Consider the following 14,197-nt stretch of genomic DNA (forward strand, 5'->3'; position numbering starts at 1 on the left):
CTTTATCGCGCCGAGCCTCGTTCGAGGCAAATATACCAACGCAGGGAATTATTGATGCTGCGATGGGTGCAATGGACTTTCCCCTCTTTCTCCAGCGCCAGCAGCAGGGTGCGGGTGGTGTAGATGTTCTCGCCGCATTTATCCGCCAGTTCGCGGGTTTTCGGCCACTGTTCCGGCGGCGGGTGGTGGCCGCCCGCCCCCGCCGCCCGCTCCCTGCACAATCCCTGCAACACGTTCAGCATCTGCAACTTCCTGCTTTCGTATGTTCTCGGTGCCTTAGCCATGGCATTCCTCCTGAGTGGTTACTTCTGAGCTTCCCCGCTCGGCGGCAGCACGTCGGCCACGCGCAGGGTGTAAATCATGGTGGCCCCCGGCGGGATCGCCGGCGGGCTGCCGCGATCGCCATAGGCCAGCGCCGGCGGCACCACCAGGGTCATGGAGCCGTGCTTTTGCAGCTTGCCGATGGCGGCGCGAAACAGCGGCGGGTATTGCGCCAGCGGCTGCGAGATCACCGTGCCGGCCAGCTCCATATCCTTGATGACCTGCCCGCCGGGCAGGCTTTCGCGCACCACGATATCGACGCGATCCGCCGCGCCGATCCGGCCGCTGCCGGCATAATCCACCCGGTAGTAAAAGCCGAGCGCGTCTTTTTGCACCCCCGGCCGTTGGGCAAAGTCGGCAAGGTAGGCCTTGCCGTCCTGCGATCGGCGCCGCTGGGCCTGCTCCATGGCCCGATCGGCGGCCTGCAGCGCGCTGTCGATCGCGGCGTCGTCCAGCCGTTGGCTGCCCGCCAGGGTGTCGGCGATGCCCGCCAGCAACCGCGGCCGATCCACCGTCAACCCCAGCTGACGGTTATCGCGCTGCAGCTGCAGGATGTCGCGGCCCAGCGATACGCCGGCGGCATAGGCCTGTTTATCCGCCGCGCTGGTCAGCGCCGGCGGTTCAGCCGCCTTTTGCCGCGCCGCCAGCTGCTGCTCCAGCCGCCGTACCCGTGCTGCTTCCCGCTGCTGCTGCTGCGCCAGTTGGCCGGCCAGAGCGGCGCGCTGTTGCTCCGCCTGCGCCAGCGACGCGGCGAGCGCGCCCAGCTCTGGCGCGGGGGCCATCGCCTGCCGCAACCCCTGCAGCGCCCGCGCCAGCGGCCGAATGTCGATTTCGGTTATTTTCGGCGGCGGCGCGGGCAGCGCCTTGCGCTCCGCCAGCTGTCGCTCCAGCCGGCGGATGGTTTCGGCCTGCTGCCGCAGAGTTTGATTCAGCGTGGTTAAACGAAGGCTATCGCCGGCGGGAGGGGACGCGTTTCCGGGCCTGGCGGCACCCGGCTCGGCCCGCGGTGCGGGCGCCGCCGGCTTAACCGCCGGGGCCTGCTGCCGTTCGGCGAATTTCAGCAGCGCGGGAATGCCGTCATCGCTGGCGCCGGCCAGGCCGCACCCCGCCAATAATATCAAGATGGCTGCGGCTCCTTCCGCACACTTGTTCATGCTTACAGGCTCTCGACCCGATTGGATAAGTCGGACATCAGCTCATGCTCCACATCGGCGCAGAACTTTTCCGTTTTATATTTATAAAGCGCATCTATAGCTTTACGGGTGCTTTCATCCACGTTGCTGCGAATGCCGGCATATCCGGAGGCATTGGACAGCAGCCCGTTAAAATAGGCGATGCGCTTTTGATAACTTTGCGGATTAATATTTTTTAACGAATTAACCCTTTGTTGGCACAGCGCGATCCGCTGTTCATCGGACTTTTCATTAGGATTACTCTGTGAAACTTTTTTCACAGAAATCGCGCCTGCGCTATTTTTCCCTGCGCAACCTGAAAGCGTAGCGACTGACATTATCAATATCGCCAGCGCGCCAGCACAACGAGCGGTGAAAACATTAACTGTAGTAATCATTCCGGTCATCATTCCTTAATTTTAACTTAGGTCATCATTATGTAGCGAACTTTCACATCGCCTGACCGTTTTTGATTAATCAAAATGGGTTAAATAACAAAATAACGCCCGACAACGGCAAAGGATCGGAATAATCATCCGCCGCCGGCATTGTTGTTTTTTTGTTAATTTAAAGAGAAAAGACGTTTGCACCATCGAACGCCGGCCCCACGATAACCGCGCAACAGTCCGCCAGACAACGCAAATAAAAACAATAATTTATGTTTTATACATTGCCAGCGCCCAGGCATTCGTCGCCTGCCGTCCGAGAGCGATATTAGCAAAACAATATTATGAATTGTAGTGCGAACTCTATTTCTCTCGATCTAATATCTCGCATATCGTTATTTATATAGTGATTTATACTGGATAATATTTGTATACGATCTATTGATTTTCAGGGATATATATTTCTTTTTCCTTTTGGTTTTATATTCTGAATTTGACCTGATTTAATAAAAGCTATTCCCAAACAACTCTATTATTTGCAAGAATAATCCCAGCAAGACGCCATGCCGATATTCATATTTTACTTTCGCGGAAATTGAATACCGATTTCCAATAACTTTCGTTATTCACCATAAATAACGGAGGATGGCGTATTGCCCTGAGCAAAAGGATCTGGCTCCAACTGCGGCGCCGGTGACATGACGTCGCCGCCCCCGCAGGGGATTTAGATGTGCTGTTCTTTTTATTTAAATACTCTCTACAGGAACCTGAGAAATGAAACTGAATAAATTAATGCTGGCAACCATGATTGCTTTCGCTTCCGCATCTGTTGCCCATGCAGCATCTAATCAAGGCAGCGGCAAAGTCACCTTTACCGGTTCAATCATCGATGCGCCATGCAGCATCGAACCGAACTCCGTCGACCAGACCGTGCCGATGGGCCAGATCAGCAGCCGCATTCTGGACAAGCAAGGCAAATCCAGCATGGAACCCTTCAGCATCAAACTGAAAGACTGCTCACTGTCGACCATGAAAAACGTCAAGGTGACCTTCACCGGCACGCCGGATCCGGACAACAGCAAACTGCTGGCCCTGAGCGGCACGGCGACCGGCGCCGGCATCATGATCTACGACAAGCTGCATTCCAAGGACGTTGAACTGGGCACCGCCACCGATGGCCAGGGCCTGACCGAAAACGACAACTCCCTGGACTTCGCCGCTTACCTGCAGGGCAGCAGCGCATCCGGCGCCGTAGTGCCGGGCGACTTCACCAGCGTGGCGAACTTCACCCTGGCTTACCTGTAATACCCCCGCAGGGGATGCCGCACCGGCATCCCCGCTTTATGCCTGCCGACATCGGCAATGGAACAGGTCGCGTCAGGGAGATGCCAGCATGAAAAGCCGATTTTGGGGCGCGCTGCTTGTGGCGCTCAGCGTTTGCAGCACCGCGGCAACGGCGAAGGATCAGGGCCACGGCAAGGTCAGCCTGGGCGGCGAAATCGTCGAGACGCCCTGCGGCATTGCCAGCGAGAGCGTGGATCAAACCGTTGATTTTGGGCTTATTTCAATGAGCGATGCGGCGCAGGGCGCAGCGCCGGTGCTGATCGGCAGCCGCCGCAGCTTTGCGATCCGGCTGGTGAACTGCGAGTTGGCCAGCCAGGTGAAGCCCGATTTCGTTTATCGCGCGGCCAACGTCACCTTCGACGGCACCGCGGACCGCCGCGACCCCGAACTGCTTGGCGTCCACGGCGAAGCCCAGGGCGTGGCCATCGAGCTGCTGACCGACGCCGGCACCCCGATCCCGCTCGGCAGCACCACGCCGGATTATCTGATCGTCGCCGGCGACAACCAGCTGCGTTTCGGCGCGCAATTGCGCATTTATCCGGATAAGGCGCGGGCGGGCGGTTTCAGTTCGCTGGCCAGATTCACCCTGTCTTATCTGTAGCGCCGGTTCCCGACAGGCGTTGCACAGCATGACGAAATACGTATTCAGGTCGTACAGGATGACCTGCTATTGGGCGCGGATTTGCCATGAGTGATTATTCTATGACGTCATTACTGACACGGAAAAACATACCCATCATCGTCATTCTATCTTTCCTCTGGGTGCGTCCGGCGCAGTCCGCCACGGAATTTAATACCGATGTATTGGATATTGGCGATCGCAGCAAAGTGGACCTGTCGCGTTTCTCCGACGCCGACTATGTCATGCCCGGCGCCTATCTGCTGGATATCAAAATAAACCAGAAAACGCTGCCGCAGCGCAGCATCCAGTATTACCCCTCGGCGGACGAAAAAACCCGCAGCCGGGTGTGTTTGCCGCCCGACCTGGTGGAGAAGATGGCGCTGAAAGAAGAGGCCGCCCAAAAAATCACCTTTTGGCACGACAACGGCTGCGCCGATCTCAGCGGCATCAAGGGCGCGACGATTTCCGACCGCATCGGCGGCGGCGTGCTGGCGATCACCATTCCGCAGGCCTGGATGAAGTATTCCGATCCGAACTGGACCCCACCCGAGCAGTGGGACGACGGCATTCCCGGCCTGCTGCTGGACTACAGCCTCAGCGGCCAGGCCGGCAAACAGAGCCACAACAACACGACCGCGGAAAACCTCAGCAGCTACGGCACGCTGGGCGCCAACCTGGGCGCCTGGCGCCTGCGCGCGGATTATCAGGCCAACTACAATCAGCAGGCCGGCGAACGCGACAGCGGCTTCGACTGGAACCAAATTTACGCCTATCGCGCGCTGCCGATGCAGGCCGCCAAGCTGACGCTGGGCGAGGTTTATCTCGACTCGGGCGTGTTCGACTCCTACCGCTTCACCGGCCTCAACCTGGCCAGCGACGAACGCATGCTGCCGCCCAACCTGCAGGGCTACGCGCCGGAAGTGCGCGGCATCGCCAAGAGCAACGCCAAGATCACCGTGTCGCAGGAAGGCCGCACGCTGTATGAAACCACGGTGCCCGCCGGGCCCTTCGCCATTCAGGATCTCAACAGTTCGGTGCGCGGCCGGCTGGACGTCAAGGTGGAAGAACAGGACGGCAGCGTTTCTACCTTCCAGGTGGATACCGCCACCATTCCTTACCTGACCCGTCCCGGCTACGTGCGCTATAACATCGCCCTCGGCAAGCCTTCGGCCTACGATCATCGCATCCAGGGGCCGCTGTTTTCCGCCAGCGATTTCTCCTGGGGGCTGAGCAACGCCTGGTCGCTGTACGGCGGCGCGCTGCTCGGCGGCGATTACAACGCCTGGGCGCTCGGCCTGGGCCGCGATCTGAACCTGTTCGGCGCCATGTCGGTGGACGTGACCCAGTCGATCGCCCGCCTGCCCGGCGAACCGACCGCCAGCGGCATGTCGTTCAAGGTCAACTACGCCAAGCGTTTCGATGAGCTGAACAGCCAGATCACCTTCGCCGGCTACCGCTTCTCGCAGCGCAAGTTCATGAACATGTCGCAGTACCTGCAGGAGCGCTACGACAACTACGACGACAGCTACAACGGCCGTCAAAAAGAGCTGTATACCGTCACCGCCAGCAAGACCTTTATGGCGGAAGACAGCGCCAGGGCGATCACCGCCTACCTGACCTATTCGCACCAGACCTACTGGGACGCCAGGACACAGGATCGCTATGGGCTGTCGGCCAGCAAGCTGTTCAGCATCGGCGACGTCAGCAACATCACCGCCTCGCTGGCCGCCTACCGCACCAGCTACCAGGGGCGCACCGACGACAGCATCATGCTGAACTTCACCGTGCCGATCGGCGACCGCCGACGCATCGGCTATTCGCTGCAGACCACCAACAGCGACGTCACCCAGCTGGCGTCCTACAACGACTATACCGACCCGAACAACAGCTGGCAGGTCAGCGGCGGCTTCAATCAGTCCGGCAAGTCACTGGCGCGCGGCTACTACACCCACAACGCCGCGTTCGGCTCGCTCAACGCCAGCGCCTCTTACCAGCAGGACAGCTACTCCTCGGTCGGCGGCACCTTCCGCGGCGGCCTGACCGCCACCCGGCACGGCGTGGCGGCGCACCAAAACTCCAGCAACGGCGGCAGCCGCATGATGCTGGATACCGACGGCGTCGCCGGCGTGCCGATCAACAACGGCCGCGCCTACAGCAACCGTTTCGGGCTGGCGGTGATCGCCGATATCACCAGCTACTACAACACCGACACCCGCATCGACGTCAACACCCTGGCGGACGACGTGGAAGCGACCCGCGCCGTGGTGCAGGGCACGCTGACCGAAGGCGCCATCGGCTATCGCCACTTCGAGGTGGTGAAAGGCAGCAAGCTGTTGGCCACCATCAAACTGGCCGACGGCAGCGAGCCGCCGTTCGGCGCCACGGTGCTGAGTGAAAAAGGCCGCGAAGTGGCGGTGGTGAACGACGGCGGCTCGGTCTATCTGACCGGCGTGCAGCCGGAAGAACGGCTGGACGTCGCCTGGGAAGGCCAGCGCCAGTGCCGCATAGTGATCCCGGGCGCCGCCAAGCCGCTGGATCAGCTGCTGCTGCCGTGCGCCAAACTGTAATCCGTAACGCTGAGAACCGATGACATGAATAAACACCCGATAGCAATACTGACCGCGGCCGGCCTGGCATTGACGGCCGCCATGCCGGCGGCCAATGCGGCGATCTCGCTGGATCGCACGCGCGCCGTCTACCTGAGCGACGCCAAATCCATCAGCCTGAATATCGTTAACGAAAACAAAGAGCTGCCATTCCTGGCCCAGTCCTGGCTGGAGGATGAGCAGCACCGGAAAATCACCTCGCCGCTGGTGGTGCTGCCGCCGCTGCAGCGGGTGGAGGCCGGCGAGCGCAGCGTGGTGCGCATCACCAAAACGCCGGAGGCCGAGCGTCTGCCGCAGGATCGCGAATCGGTGTTCTATTTCAACCTGCGCGAAATCCCGCCGAAAAGCGGCAAAACCAACGTCATGCAGCTGGCGCTGCAGACGCAAATCAAGCTGTTTTACCGGCCGAAGGCCATCGTCGCCCCCAAGGGCGAAGTCTGGCAGGAGAAGCTGGTGTTTCGTAAAAGCGGCGGCGGTTTCACCATCGACAACCCGACGCCGTTCTACATCACCCTGACCGGCATCACCCGCCAAACGCAGAAGCAGGGCGGCGGCGCGATCGGCGACTTTCAGCCGCTGATGCTGAAGCCGAAATCCAGCGAAAGCATCAAGCTGCGCGATAACGGCCTGAGCGGCTTTGTCGTCACCTATATCAATGACTACGGCGGCCACCCTGAGTTGCGCTTCGCCTGCAACGGCAGCGTTTGCACCGCCGTGCCCGATAAAAAATAAGGAGATACGGCATGGCTGAATTCACCGGCCGCCTACGGCCCCTGCTGCTTTGCGCCCTGCTGTGCGGCGGATCCGCCACGGCGGCGACGCCGCTGGGCGTGGTTCAGGGCACCACCGGCACCGTCAGTTTTTACGGCGGGCTGCTCAGCGCCCCCTGCAGCCTGGCGCCGGATAGCCAGGATCAGTCGATCGATCTCGGCGAGGTCAACGCGCGCGACTTCCAGAACGCCGGCGATCGGAGCGCGCCGGTGCGCTTCCGTCTGTCCTTCCGCAATTGCCTGCTGGGCGCGCGCGCGCTGGCGGATAACCCGGCCGGGCCGCGCAACGGCGACGCCAATCGGCTCTATTTGCAGGGCGAACAGGCCGCCACGCTGGTGTTCCTCGGCGAAAGCGACATCGCCAATCCGCAGCTGCTGAAGCTGAACGGCGGCGCGCAAGGCATCGGCCTGCGGCTGAGGGATCAGCAGGGCCGCGCGTTGGCGCTCAATCAGCAAAGCCGTCCCTATATTCTGCAACCCGGCAGCAACACCCTGTGGTTCAGCGCCAGCGTGGAGTCCACCCAGCGGGCGGTGATGGCGGCGGGGTTTGCCGCCGTGGCGCACATTCAGGTGATCTACCTGTGAGGCTCGTGATCCGATGAAAAACCAATACGTTAAATTCTGTCTGCCGCTGGCGTTAACGCTGGCGGCCCCTGCCGCCTGGGCCAACGGCTACGTGACGCCGGACGGCGGCCCGAAACAGTTTTATATCGATCTGAATGAAACCAACATCACCAACCAGGTGGGGTTTACCAAACTGTTTACCTATTCATTAGGCGGCACCTATACCGGCAAGGCCTATTGCGATACCCCTATCCCCAAAAGCCCGCACTATTACAAATCGGACTCGGCGCTGCCCGCTTCCGACTACGGCAATGGCTATCTGCAGCTGAACGACTTTCTCGACCTGAAGGCCGAGGTGTGGATCGCCGGCAATAAAAAGGCCTATGTCACCGTGCCGTTTTATAACGAGTCCAACCTGCTGAGCCAGCATGCCTGCACCCCGCCCTATGCGCAGATCAACAACTACGAAAGCGGTTCAAAAGGCCGCATCACCTTCCGGGTGCGCAAGAAGATCATCAATGGCGTGCAGATCAACGACCGGCAGATCATCGAGATGTACGGCCGGTTAGGCTCTCTCGACGGCGGCTTCGGCCCCAATCCGATGGCGCAGGTGTTCATCCAGTCCGCCATCCTCTACGTGCCGGACAAATGCGTGGTCAACGAAGGCCAGCTGATCAACGTGGAATTCGGCGAAATCAGCGGCAGCAACCTGAACGGCGCAAGCTACCCGCAAAACATTCCGGTGCGCTTCCAATGCGAGGGCGGCAGCTTCGAAGACGGCACCCTGAACATCAAGCTGGCGGTTTCCGGCACCGCGGCCTCTTTTAGCACTAACGCGTTCAAAACCGACAAGAACGATCTGGGCATCCAGATAAAGCATAACGGCCAGTTGGTGGTCCCGAACGAATTTTATCCGGTGCCGAATATCGGCAACGGCGGCTCCTGGAATCTGGTGGCGGCGCCGCTGGCCAACGGCGGCAAGGAGATCGATGAAGGGGAATTCAACGCGTCGGCCACCATAGTGGCGGCATTCCAGTAACTGAGGGAGAAACTCAAGATGCGTCTACGCGCTTTCGCGCTGCTGAGCTGCGCGCCCTGGTGGTTTGCGGCCCTGCCGGCCACGGCGGATACCGAGCTGATCGGCTCGCCGTTGCAATTTCACGGCACCGTGGTGAGCCGGCCGTGCAACATCGAGCCGCAGTCCGCCGACCAGCTGGTGGAGATCGGCACGGTGATCGTCAAAACCCTGTACCGCTACGGCCACACCACGCCGGTGCCGTTCAACATCAAGCTGACCGACTGCAAAACGGCGGTGTTCAAGTCGGTCAACGTCACCTTCAGCGGCATTGAGGACCCGGAGCTGCCGGGCAAGCTGGCGATCAACAACGGCACCAACGGCGCCGCCATCGCGCTGTTCGACCACCAGGGAGCGGATATCGATCTGAACCGGGCCACCAGCGCGGTGGCGCTGCAGAACGGGCCCAACGTGCTGAATTTCACCGCCTATGTGCAGGGCCACCCGAGCGCCATCCAGAATAAAACCATAACCGAAGGCGAATTCCGCTCGGTGGCCAACTTCGTGCTGGCTTACCAATAAGCCCGGCGTCTTCAGGAAAAGCGATATGTCCCAACAAAAAACGGCCTGGCTATTCGGGCTGGCGGCCGGTTATTGCCTGATCGCCATGCACCTGTCTTGGCCCAATCGCGGCGGCAGCGGTTTTTATCTGCCGTGGAATATGGTCGGCGCCCTATTTATGGCGCTGTTTATTCTCGGGGCGATGTTGTTCAGCCGGCCGCCGCTGGCCGTCTCCGGCTTTTTTAACCGACTGGCGCTGGGCGGCCTGATTTTATTATTGCCCTCCTGCTGGGCCGCCGAGCCCTGGCTGAGCGAGGCCTTGCCGCGCCTGCTGGGGTTGGGGCTCGGCGTCATGGCCTACCTCGCGCTGCTGCAAATTCCGCTCGACCGACGCCGACGCCGCCGCCTGCTGACGTTGCTGCTGGCGGCGGCGGTCATCGAAGCGCTGCTGGGCATGGCGCAGTACAGCCTGCTGCAGCCGGGCAACGGCTTCGGTTATGACACCCTGAAGAATCGCCCCTACGGCGTTTTCCAGCAGTGGAATCTGATGGCCAGTTTTATCGCCACCGGCCTGGCGCTGGCGCTGTACCTGCTGAGCCGCCGCGGGCGGTTGTCGCCGCTGGTCAGCCTGCTGGGCGGGGCCATGCTGACGCTGGCACCGCTGTTACTGATCCTGATCGCCTCGCGCGCCGGCCTGCTGGCCGCCGTGCTGCTGGCCCCGTGGCAATGGCTGATGCTGCATCGCCTCAACCGCCGCCGCGCCGGCCACGCCCTGTGGCTGCTGGCCGCCGGGACGCTGGCCGGGTTCGCCCTGGTGGCGTTGAATGGCGCCACCCGCGCCATCGACGTGGCCGAGCCGATCTTCTACCGGTTGGCCTATTGGCAGGAAGCCGTGCGCATGATCGCCGAGCGTCCGTGGTTCGGCTGGGGCTATGGCCACTTCCGGCATGATTTCCTGCATCATTTTTACCAGAACCACCGCAGCGGCATGGAAAGCGTCAGCGTCACCCATCCGCATAATGAAGTGTTGCTGTGGGGCGTGGAGGGCGGATTGCTGAGCCTGTGCGGCGTCGGCGTCATCGGCTGGGGCTTGTGGCGCCTGCTGCGTCGGCGCGCCCGGCCGCTGCGCCCTGCGCCTTGGCAGGCGGCCCTGCCTATCCTGCTGCATATGATGGTGGAATACCCGCTGTATCTTTCCGCCGCGCACGCCGTGCTGCTGCTGGCGATACTGCGCGCCGGCGACCTTCGCCGCCGCTGCCGCCTGCCGCCGATGGCGCAACGGGCGTCGCGCGGGGCGGCGGCCGTATCGGCGGCGCTGATGCTGATTTATATGCTCAATGGGCTGCACAGCGCGCTGATCATCACCCGCGTGGAAAAAACGGGCCTGCGGCAGTTCGCTCCCATGAATCAGGTTATTTCGCCCACGCCCTGGCAAACCCGTTACGACTTCGACAGCCAGCTGCGGCTGCTGCTGCAGTACCCGCGCACCCGGGACGCGGCCGCGCTGCGGAGCTACCGGCGCTGGGCCGAGAACGAAATCCGCGTGCGCCCGGAAGCCAACATCTACTTCAACCTGATCCGGGTCAGCCGGCTGCTGCAACAGCCCCAACGGGCTGCGCAGCTGCAATCGCAGGCGCGTCGGCTGTTCCCGCACGACGGACGCTTTGAGGAGTAACCCATGCCCGATATCCGATTCACCCTGTTCGACGGCGATAACTTTTATCAGCAGGGGCTGCGTTCGCTGCTGCAGGATTATCTGCACGCCCTGAATGAATGCCACCGCTTGTACCCTCAGCTGGCCCCCCTCGAGTCGCAGCGTCTGGAGGGCGTTGAGGTGGTGTTCCGCACCCTGGAGGATCGCTGGGGCTGCGCCTGTTGCTACCAGAGCCCGTATCAGACGCCACGGCACCGGCAGATGACCGTGCTGATCCTGGACGATCATGCGCCGCGGCATTGGCAGGCCCATCCGGCGCTGTTCAGCATTCACCGGCGCGATTCCGTTTACGCCGTTCGCAACAAGCTGCAGATGGCGCTGGAACGTTTTTGCCAGCAGCCCTGGGTGGCGCTGCACGCCGCCGGCCTGTGGAAATGCCAGCAGTGCCGCATCGCCGCGCTGAGCAGCTGCGAGAAAAAGGTGCTGCGGCTGATGAGCACCGGCATGTCCGCCTGCAGCATCGCCGGCATGCTGCAGCGCAGCCAGAAAACCATCAGCGCCCACAAACGCTCGGCGATGCGCAAGCTCAACGTCCGCAAGAGCAGCGAATTGAACAAAATGCTGTTGAATCAGATGGGGCTGAATTAAGGCTGCGCGGAGCTGTCGCCAACAACCTCATAGTGGTTTACTCTGGTTCACGACTTTATTCATAAGCAATGGACCGGAATGATGCCGAGAAAAGCCAGGGTCGTTGAAGTTCCCGCCATCGGTCAGCTCGATCGCCAGGCGGGGCGGCTGAGCCAGCAGCTGGCGCAGGCGCTGCGCGCCGCCATCAATAAGGGCGAACTGAAGGCGGGCGATCTGCTGCCCTCCACCCGGCGGTTGTCCGCGGCGCTCAGGCTGGCCAGAGGCACCGTGCTGGAGGCTTTCGCCCAGCTGACCGCCGAAGGTTTTCTCGCACCGCAGCCGGGATCCGGCACCCGGGTGGCCGGTTCGCTGGCGCCGCGCAGGGTGCGCCTCTCCCCCGCAAAGTCCCCCTCGGCGGCAGCGCCGCCGCTGGCGGAGCAAGCGCAGCGCCTGGCCCGTTTCGCCGCCCAGGTGCGCCCTCTGCCGCCGGTGCCCTTCGCCGTGTCGGTGCCCATCGGCGAGACCGCGCCGGACGATATCTGGCGCCGGCTCGGCAACCGCATTCGCGCCCGCGGGCCGGGCGCGCCGTCGGGTTACGGCGATCCCATGGGGGCACTGCCGCTGCGCGAGGCCCTCTGCGAATACGTTCGCCGCTCCCGCTCCGTAAGCTGCACGCCGCAGCAAATCATTATTACCTCAGGCACCCAGCAGGGGCTCTATCTGGCCGCGCAAATACTGCTGGACGCCGGCGACGCCGCCTGGGTTGAAGATCCCGCCTACTCGGGCATTACCGCCATTTTCGACAACGTCTTCAGGGACCGCCGCATGATCAGGGTGCCCGTCGCCGACGACGGCATCGACGTCGCCGCCGGCGCCGGGCTCGCCGCTCAGGCCCGCGCCGCCTTTGTCACCCCTTCTCATCAATATCCGCTCGGCATGCCGATGAGCATGGCCAAAAGAACCGCCCTGCTGGCCTGGGCCAGGGAACGGCAGGCCTGGATCGTTGAAGATGATTACGACAGCGAGATGCGCTATGCCGGCCACCCGTTTCCCTCATTGCAAGGGCTGGATCCCGACAGGGTCGTCTATCTGGGCACCTTCAGCAAAGTGCTGTTCCCCTCGCTGCGGCTGGGCTACGCCATCGTTCCCCCGCCGCTGGTCGACGCTTTTTGCGGTGCCAGAATGCTGATGGACCGCCATCCGCCCAGCGCCGATCAGCACGTGCTGGCCGCTTTTATCGCCGAAGGGTATCTGGACCGGCATATCCGCAAAATGCGCGGCGTTTATGCGGAGAAGCGTCGGGTGCTGATCGCGGCGATAGACGCCCACCTCGACCCTGAGCTGGCCTGGCTGCAGCCCTGCGATCAGGGTATGCATACGGTGCTGTGGTTAAAGGCGGGTTTCGACGATCTGCAGGTGGCCGAGCGCGCGAACCGGGCCGGCCTGGCGCTGCGCGCCGTTTCGCCGATGTATGCCGTCGGCCACGGCAAGCCCGGACTGGTGCTCGGGCTGGGCGGCCACAGCGATCGCGCGGTCGACCAGGCGGTGCAAAAGCTTGGGCAGGTCATCCGCGCCTGCGCCGCCCCTGCGCCCTAACGAGAAAAACGCCTGGCGCCGAACACGCACGCCAACACGCCGGCCATCACGGCGATCATCGCGGGCTGGACGGTTTCATGCAGCACCAGCCCCGCCAGCGCCAGCCCGAAGAAAGGCTGCAGCAGCTGCAGCTGGCCGACGGCGGCGATGCCGCCCTGCGCCAGGCCGCGATACCAAAAGATAAAGCCGATCCACATGCTGAATACCGAAACGTAGATCAGCGACAGCCAGGCCGCGCCGCCGATCGTCGGCCAACCGTTCGGCGCCGTGAGCAGCGCCGCGACCGAGGTCAGCGGCAGAGCGATCGCCAGCGCCCACGAGATCACCTGCCAGCCGCCGAGGCGGCGCGACAACACCGCCCCTTCCGCGTAGCCCAGGCCGCACAGCAGTATCGCCCCCACCATCAGGGCATCGCCCACCCCGGCGCCGCCGCCCCCCTGGCTCAGCGCAAAACCGCCCACCAACAGGGCGCCCAGCACGGAAAACGCCCAAAATGCGGCTTTGGGCCGCTCCCCGCCGCGCAGCACGCCGAAACAGGCGGTCGCCAGCGGCAACAGGCCGATGTAAACCAGCGAATGCGCCGAGGTGGCGTGTTGCAACGCCAGCGCCGTCAGCAGCGGAAAACCGATGACCACGCCGACCGCCACAGACAGCAACGCCGGCAGGTCGCCCCGCCCCGGCCGCGGCTGCCGCGTGAACAGCAGCGCGCACAGCGCCGGCAGGGCGGCGATCACCGCCCTGACCGCCGTCAGGAACAGCGGATCCAGCTCCAGCACCGCCACCCGGGTGGCGGGCAGCGATCCGCTGAAAATAAGCATGCCCAAAAATCCGTTGACCCAGCCCTGAGTCGGGCGCCCTCCCTCTGAACGTGCAAGGCCGGCGACCACGGGCGTTTTTTCTGACTGACCGTTCATTCCGCTACCACTCCGTACGCCTGAGGCATGCCGCATGTCGGCAAC

The 14,197-nt window shown here is 62.5% G+C and carries 14 protein-coding genes; 10 read left to right on the top strand and 4 right to left on the bottom strand.

Annotated features, from left to right (window positions below; translation table 11 throughout):
- Nucleotides 1-2: 2 nt before the first annotated feature.
- From CKW09_RS23150 to CKW09_RS23160, 3 genes are read right to left on the bottom strand one after another with little or no spacing between them, the layout of a single operon-like run.
- On the bottom strand, nucleotides 3-284 hold the full coding sequence (locus CKW09_RS23150) for a FaeA/PapI family transcriptional regulator (protein ID WP_061799540.1): 282 nt from the start codon (nucleotides 282-284) through the stop codon (nucleotides 3-5).
- An 18-nt stretch (nucleotides 285-302) separates the two neighbouring features.
- Nucleotides 303-1,475 carry an FKBP-type peptidyl-prolyl cis-trans isomerase N-terminal domain-containing protein gene (locus CKW09_RS23155; RefSeq protein ID WP_061799542.1) on the bottom strand — a complete coding sequence of 391 codons (1,173 nt, stop codon included), beginning with the start codon at nucleotides 1,473-1,475 and terminating at the stop codon, nucleotides 303-305.
- Nucleotides 1,476-1,477: 2 nt separating this feature from the next.
- Nucleotides 1,478-1,891 carry a hypothetical protein gene (locus CKW09_RS23160; RefSeq protein ID WP_095100307.1) on the bottom strand — a complete coding sequence of 138 codons (414 nt, stop codon included), beginning with the start codon at nucleotides 1,889-1,891 and terminating at the stop codon, nucleotides 1,478-1,480.
- A 762-nt stretch (nucleotides 1,892-2,653) separates the two neighbouring features.
- Between CKW09_RS23160 and CKW09_RS23165 the strand changes: the two genes are divergently transcribed.
- The 10 genes from CKW09_RS23165 (at nucleotide 2,654) to pdxR (ending at nucleotide 13,238) form a co-directional block, all read left to right on the top strand.
- Nucleotides 2,654-3,184, top strand: a complete 531-nt coding sequence (locus CKW09_RS23165) for a fimbrial protein (RefSeq protein ID WP_061799544.1) — start codon at nucleotides 2,654-2,656, stop codon at nucleotides 3,182-3,184.
- 88 nt (nucleotides 3,185-3,272) lie between these two features.
- Nucleotides 3,273-3,824, top strand: a complete 552-nt coding sequence (locus CKW09_RS23170; RefSeq protein WP_061799546.1) for a fimbrial protein — start codon at nucleotides 3,273-3,275, stop codon at nucleotides 3,822-3,824.
- Nucleotides 3,825-3,910: 86 nt separating this feature from the next.
- Nucleotides 3,911-6,412, top strand: a complete 2,502-nt coding sequence (locus tag CKW09_RS23175; protein ID WP_181907827.1) for a fimbria/pilus outer membrane usher protein — start codon at nucleotides 3,911-3,913, stop codon at nucleotides 6,410-6,412.
- 81 nt (nucleotides 6,413-6,493) lie between these two features.
- On the top strand, nucleotides 6,494-7,183 hold the full coding sequence (locus CKW09_RS23180) for a fimbrial biogenesis chaperone (RefSeq protein ID WP_231922189.1): 690 nt from the start codon (nucleotides 6,494-6,496) through the stop codon (nucleotides 7,181-7,183).
- Between the two features lie 11 nt (nucleotides 7,184-7,194).
- A complete protein-coding gene (locus CKW09_RS23185) occupies nucleotides 7,195-7,806 on the top strand; it encodes a fimbrial protein (protein ID WP_061799552.1) in 612 nt (203 codons plus the stop codon).
- A 13-nt stretch (nucleotides 7,807-7,819) separates the two neighbouring features.
- The gene (locus CKW09_RS23190; RefSeq protein ID WP_061799554.1) at nucleotides 7,820-8,824 is read left to right on the top strand and encodes a fimbrial protein; all 1,005 of its coding nucleotides are present in this window, start codon (nucleotides 7,820-7,822) and stop codon (nucleotides 8,822-8,824) included.
- An 18-nt stretch (nucleotides 8,825-8,842) separates the two neighbouring features.
- Entirely contained in the window at nucleotides 8,843-9,382 is a 540-nt protein-coding gene (locus tag CKW09_RS23195) for a fimbrial protein (RefSeq protein WP_061799556.1), read from the top strand.
- A 25-nt stretch (nucleotides 9,383-9,407) separates the two neighbouring features.
- Nucleotides 9,408-11,036 carry a PglL family O-oligosaccharyltransferase gene (locus CKW09_RS23200; RefSeq protein ID WP_095099735.1) on the top strand — a complete coding sequence of 543 codons (1,629 nt, stop codon included), beginning with the start codon at nucleotides 9,408-9,410 and terminating at the stop codon, nucleotides 11,034-11,036.
- Nucleotides 11,037-11,039: 3 nt separating this feature from the next.
- The gene (locus CKW09_RS23205) at nucleotides 11,040-11,663 is read left to right on the top strand and encodes a LuxR C-terminal-related transcriptional regulator (RefSeq protein ID WP_061799560.1); all 624 of its coding nucleotides are present in this window, start codon (nucleotides 11,040-11,042) and stop codon (nucleotides 11,661-11,663) included.
- Nucleotides 11,664-11,744: 81 nt separating this feature from the next.
- The gene (gene pdxR, locus CKW09_RS23210) at nucleotides 11,745-13,238 is read left to right on the top strand and encodes a MocR-like pyridoxine biosynthesis transcription factor PdxR (protein WP_095100310.1); all 1,494 of its coding nucleotides are present in this window, start codon (nucleotides 11,745-11,747) and stop codon (nucleotides 13,236-13,238) included.
- On the opposite strand, the gene CKW09_RS23215 is transcribed toward pdxR, so the two are convergent.
- Entirely contained in the window at nucleotides 13,235-14,152 is a 918-nt protein-coding gene (locus CKW09_RS23215) for a DMT family transporter (protein ID WP_095099739.1), read from the bottom strand. The two genes, pdxR and CKW09_RS23215, sit on opposite strands and share 4 nt — an antisense overlap.
- Between the last annotated feature and the right edge of the window lie 45 nt (nucleotides 14,153-14,197).

Origin of the sequence: Serratia ficaria, from assembly GCF_900187015.1 — a bacterium.
GTDB classification, from domain to species: Bacteria; Pseudomonadota; Gammaproteobacteria; order Enterobacterales; family Enterobacteriaceae; genus Serratia; species Serratia ficaria.

What these genes read in the sequence shown, in the direction of transcription:
- CKW09_RS23160 (WP_095100307.1), bottom strand. Translation starts at nt 1,891, where the DNA reads ATGATTACTACAGTTAATGTTTTCACCGCTCGTTGTGCTGGCGCGCTG.
- CKW09_RS23155 (WP_061799542.1), bottom strand. Translation starts at nt 1,475, where the DNA reads ATGAACAAGTGTGCGGAAGGAGCCGCAGCCATCTTGATATTATTGGCG.
- CKW09_RS23185 (WP_061799552.1), top strand. Translation starts at nt 7,195, where the DNA reads ATGGCTGAATTCACCGGCCGCCTACGGCCCCTGCTGCTTTGCGCCCTG.
- CKW09_RS23195 (WP_061799556.1), top strand. Translation starts at nt 8,843, where the DNA reads ATGCGTCTACGCGCTTTCGCGCTGCTGAGCTGCGCGCCCTGGTGGTTT.
- CKW09_RS23175 (WP_181907827.1), top strand. Translation starts at nt 3,911, where the DNA reads ATGAGTGATTATTCTATGACGTCATTACTGACACGGAAAAACATACCC.
- pdxR (WP_095100310.1), top strand. Translation starts at nt 11,745, where the DNA reads ATGCCGAGAAAAGCCAGGGTCGTTGAAGTTCCCGCCATCGGTCAGCTC.
- CKW09_RS23180 (WP_231922189.1), top strand. Translation starts at nt 6,494, where the DNA reads ATGCCGGCGGCCAATGCGGCGATCTCGCTGGATCGCACGCGCGCCGTC.
- CKW09_RS23170 (WP_061799546.1), top strand. Translation starts at nt 3,273, where the DNA reads ATGAAAAGCCGATTTTGGGGCGCGCTGCTTGTGGCGCTCAGCGTTTGC.
- CKW09_RS23215 (WP_095099739.1), bottom strand. Translation starts at nt 14,152, where the DNA reads ATGAACGGTCAGTCAGAAAAAACGCCCGTGGTCGCCGGCCTTGCACGT.
- CKW09_RS23205 (WP_061799560.1), top strand. Translation starts at nt 11,040, where the DNA reads ATGCCCGATATCCGATTCACCCTGTTCGACGGCGATAACTTTTATCAG.
- CKW09_RS23190 (WP_061799554.1), top strand. Translation starts at nt 7,820, where the DNA reads ATGAAAAACCAATACGTTAAATTCTGTCTGCCGCTGGCGTTAACGCTG.
- CKW09_RS23200 (WP_095099735.1), top strand. Translation starts at nt 9,408, where the DNA reads ATGTCCCAACAAAAAACGGCCTGGCTATTCGGGCTGGCGGCCGGTTAT.
- CKW09_RS23165 (WP_061799544.1), top strand. Translation starts at nt 2,654, where the DNA reads ATGAAACTGAATAAATTAATGCTGGCAACCATGATTGCTTTCGCTTCC.
- CKW09_RS23150 (WP_061799540.1), bottom strand. Translation starts at nt 284, where the DNA reads ATGGCTAAGGCACCGAGAACATACGAAAGCAGGAAGTTGCAGATGCTG.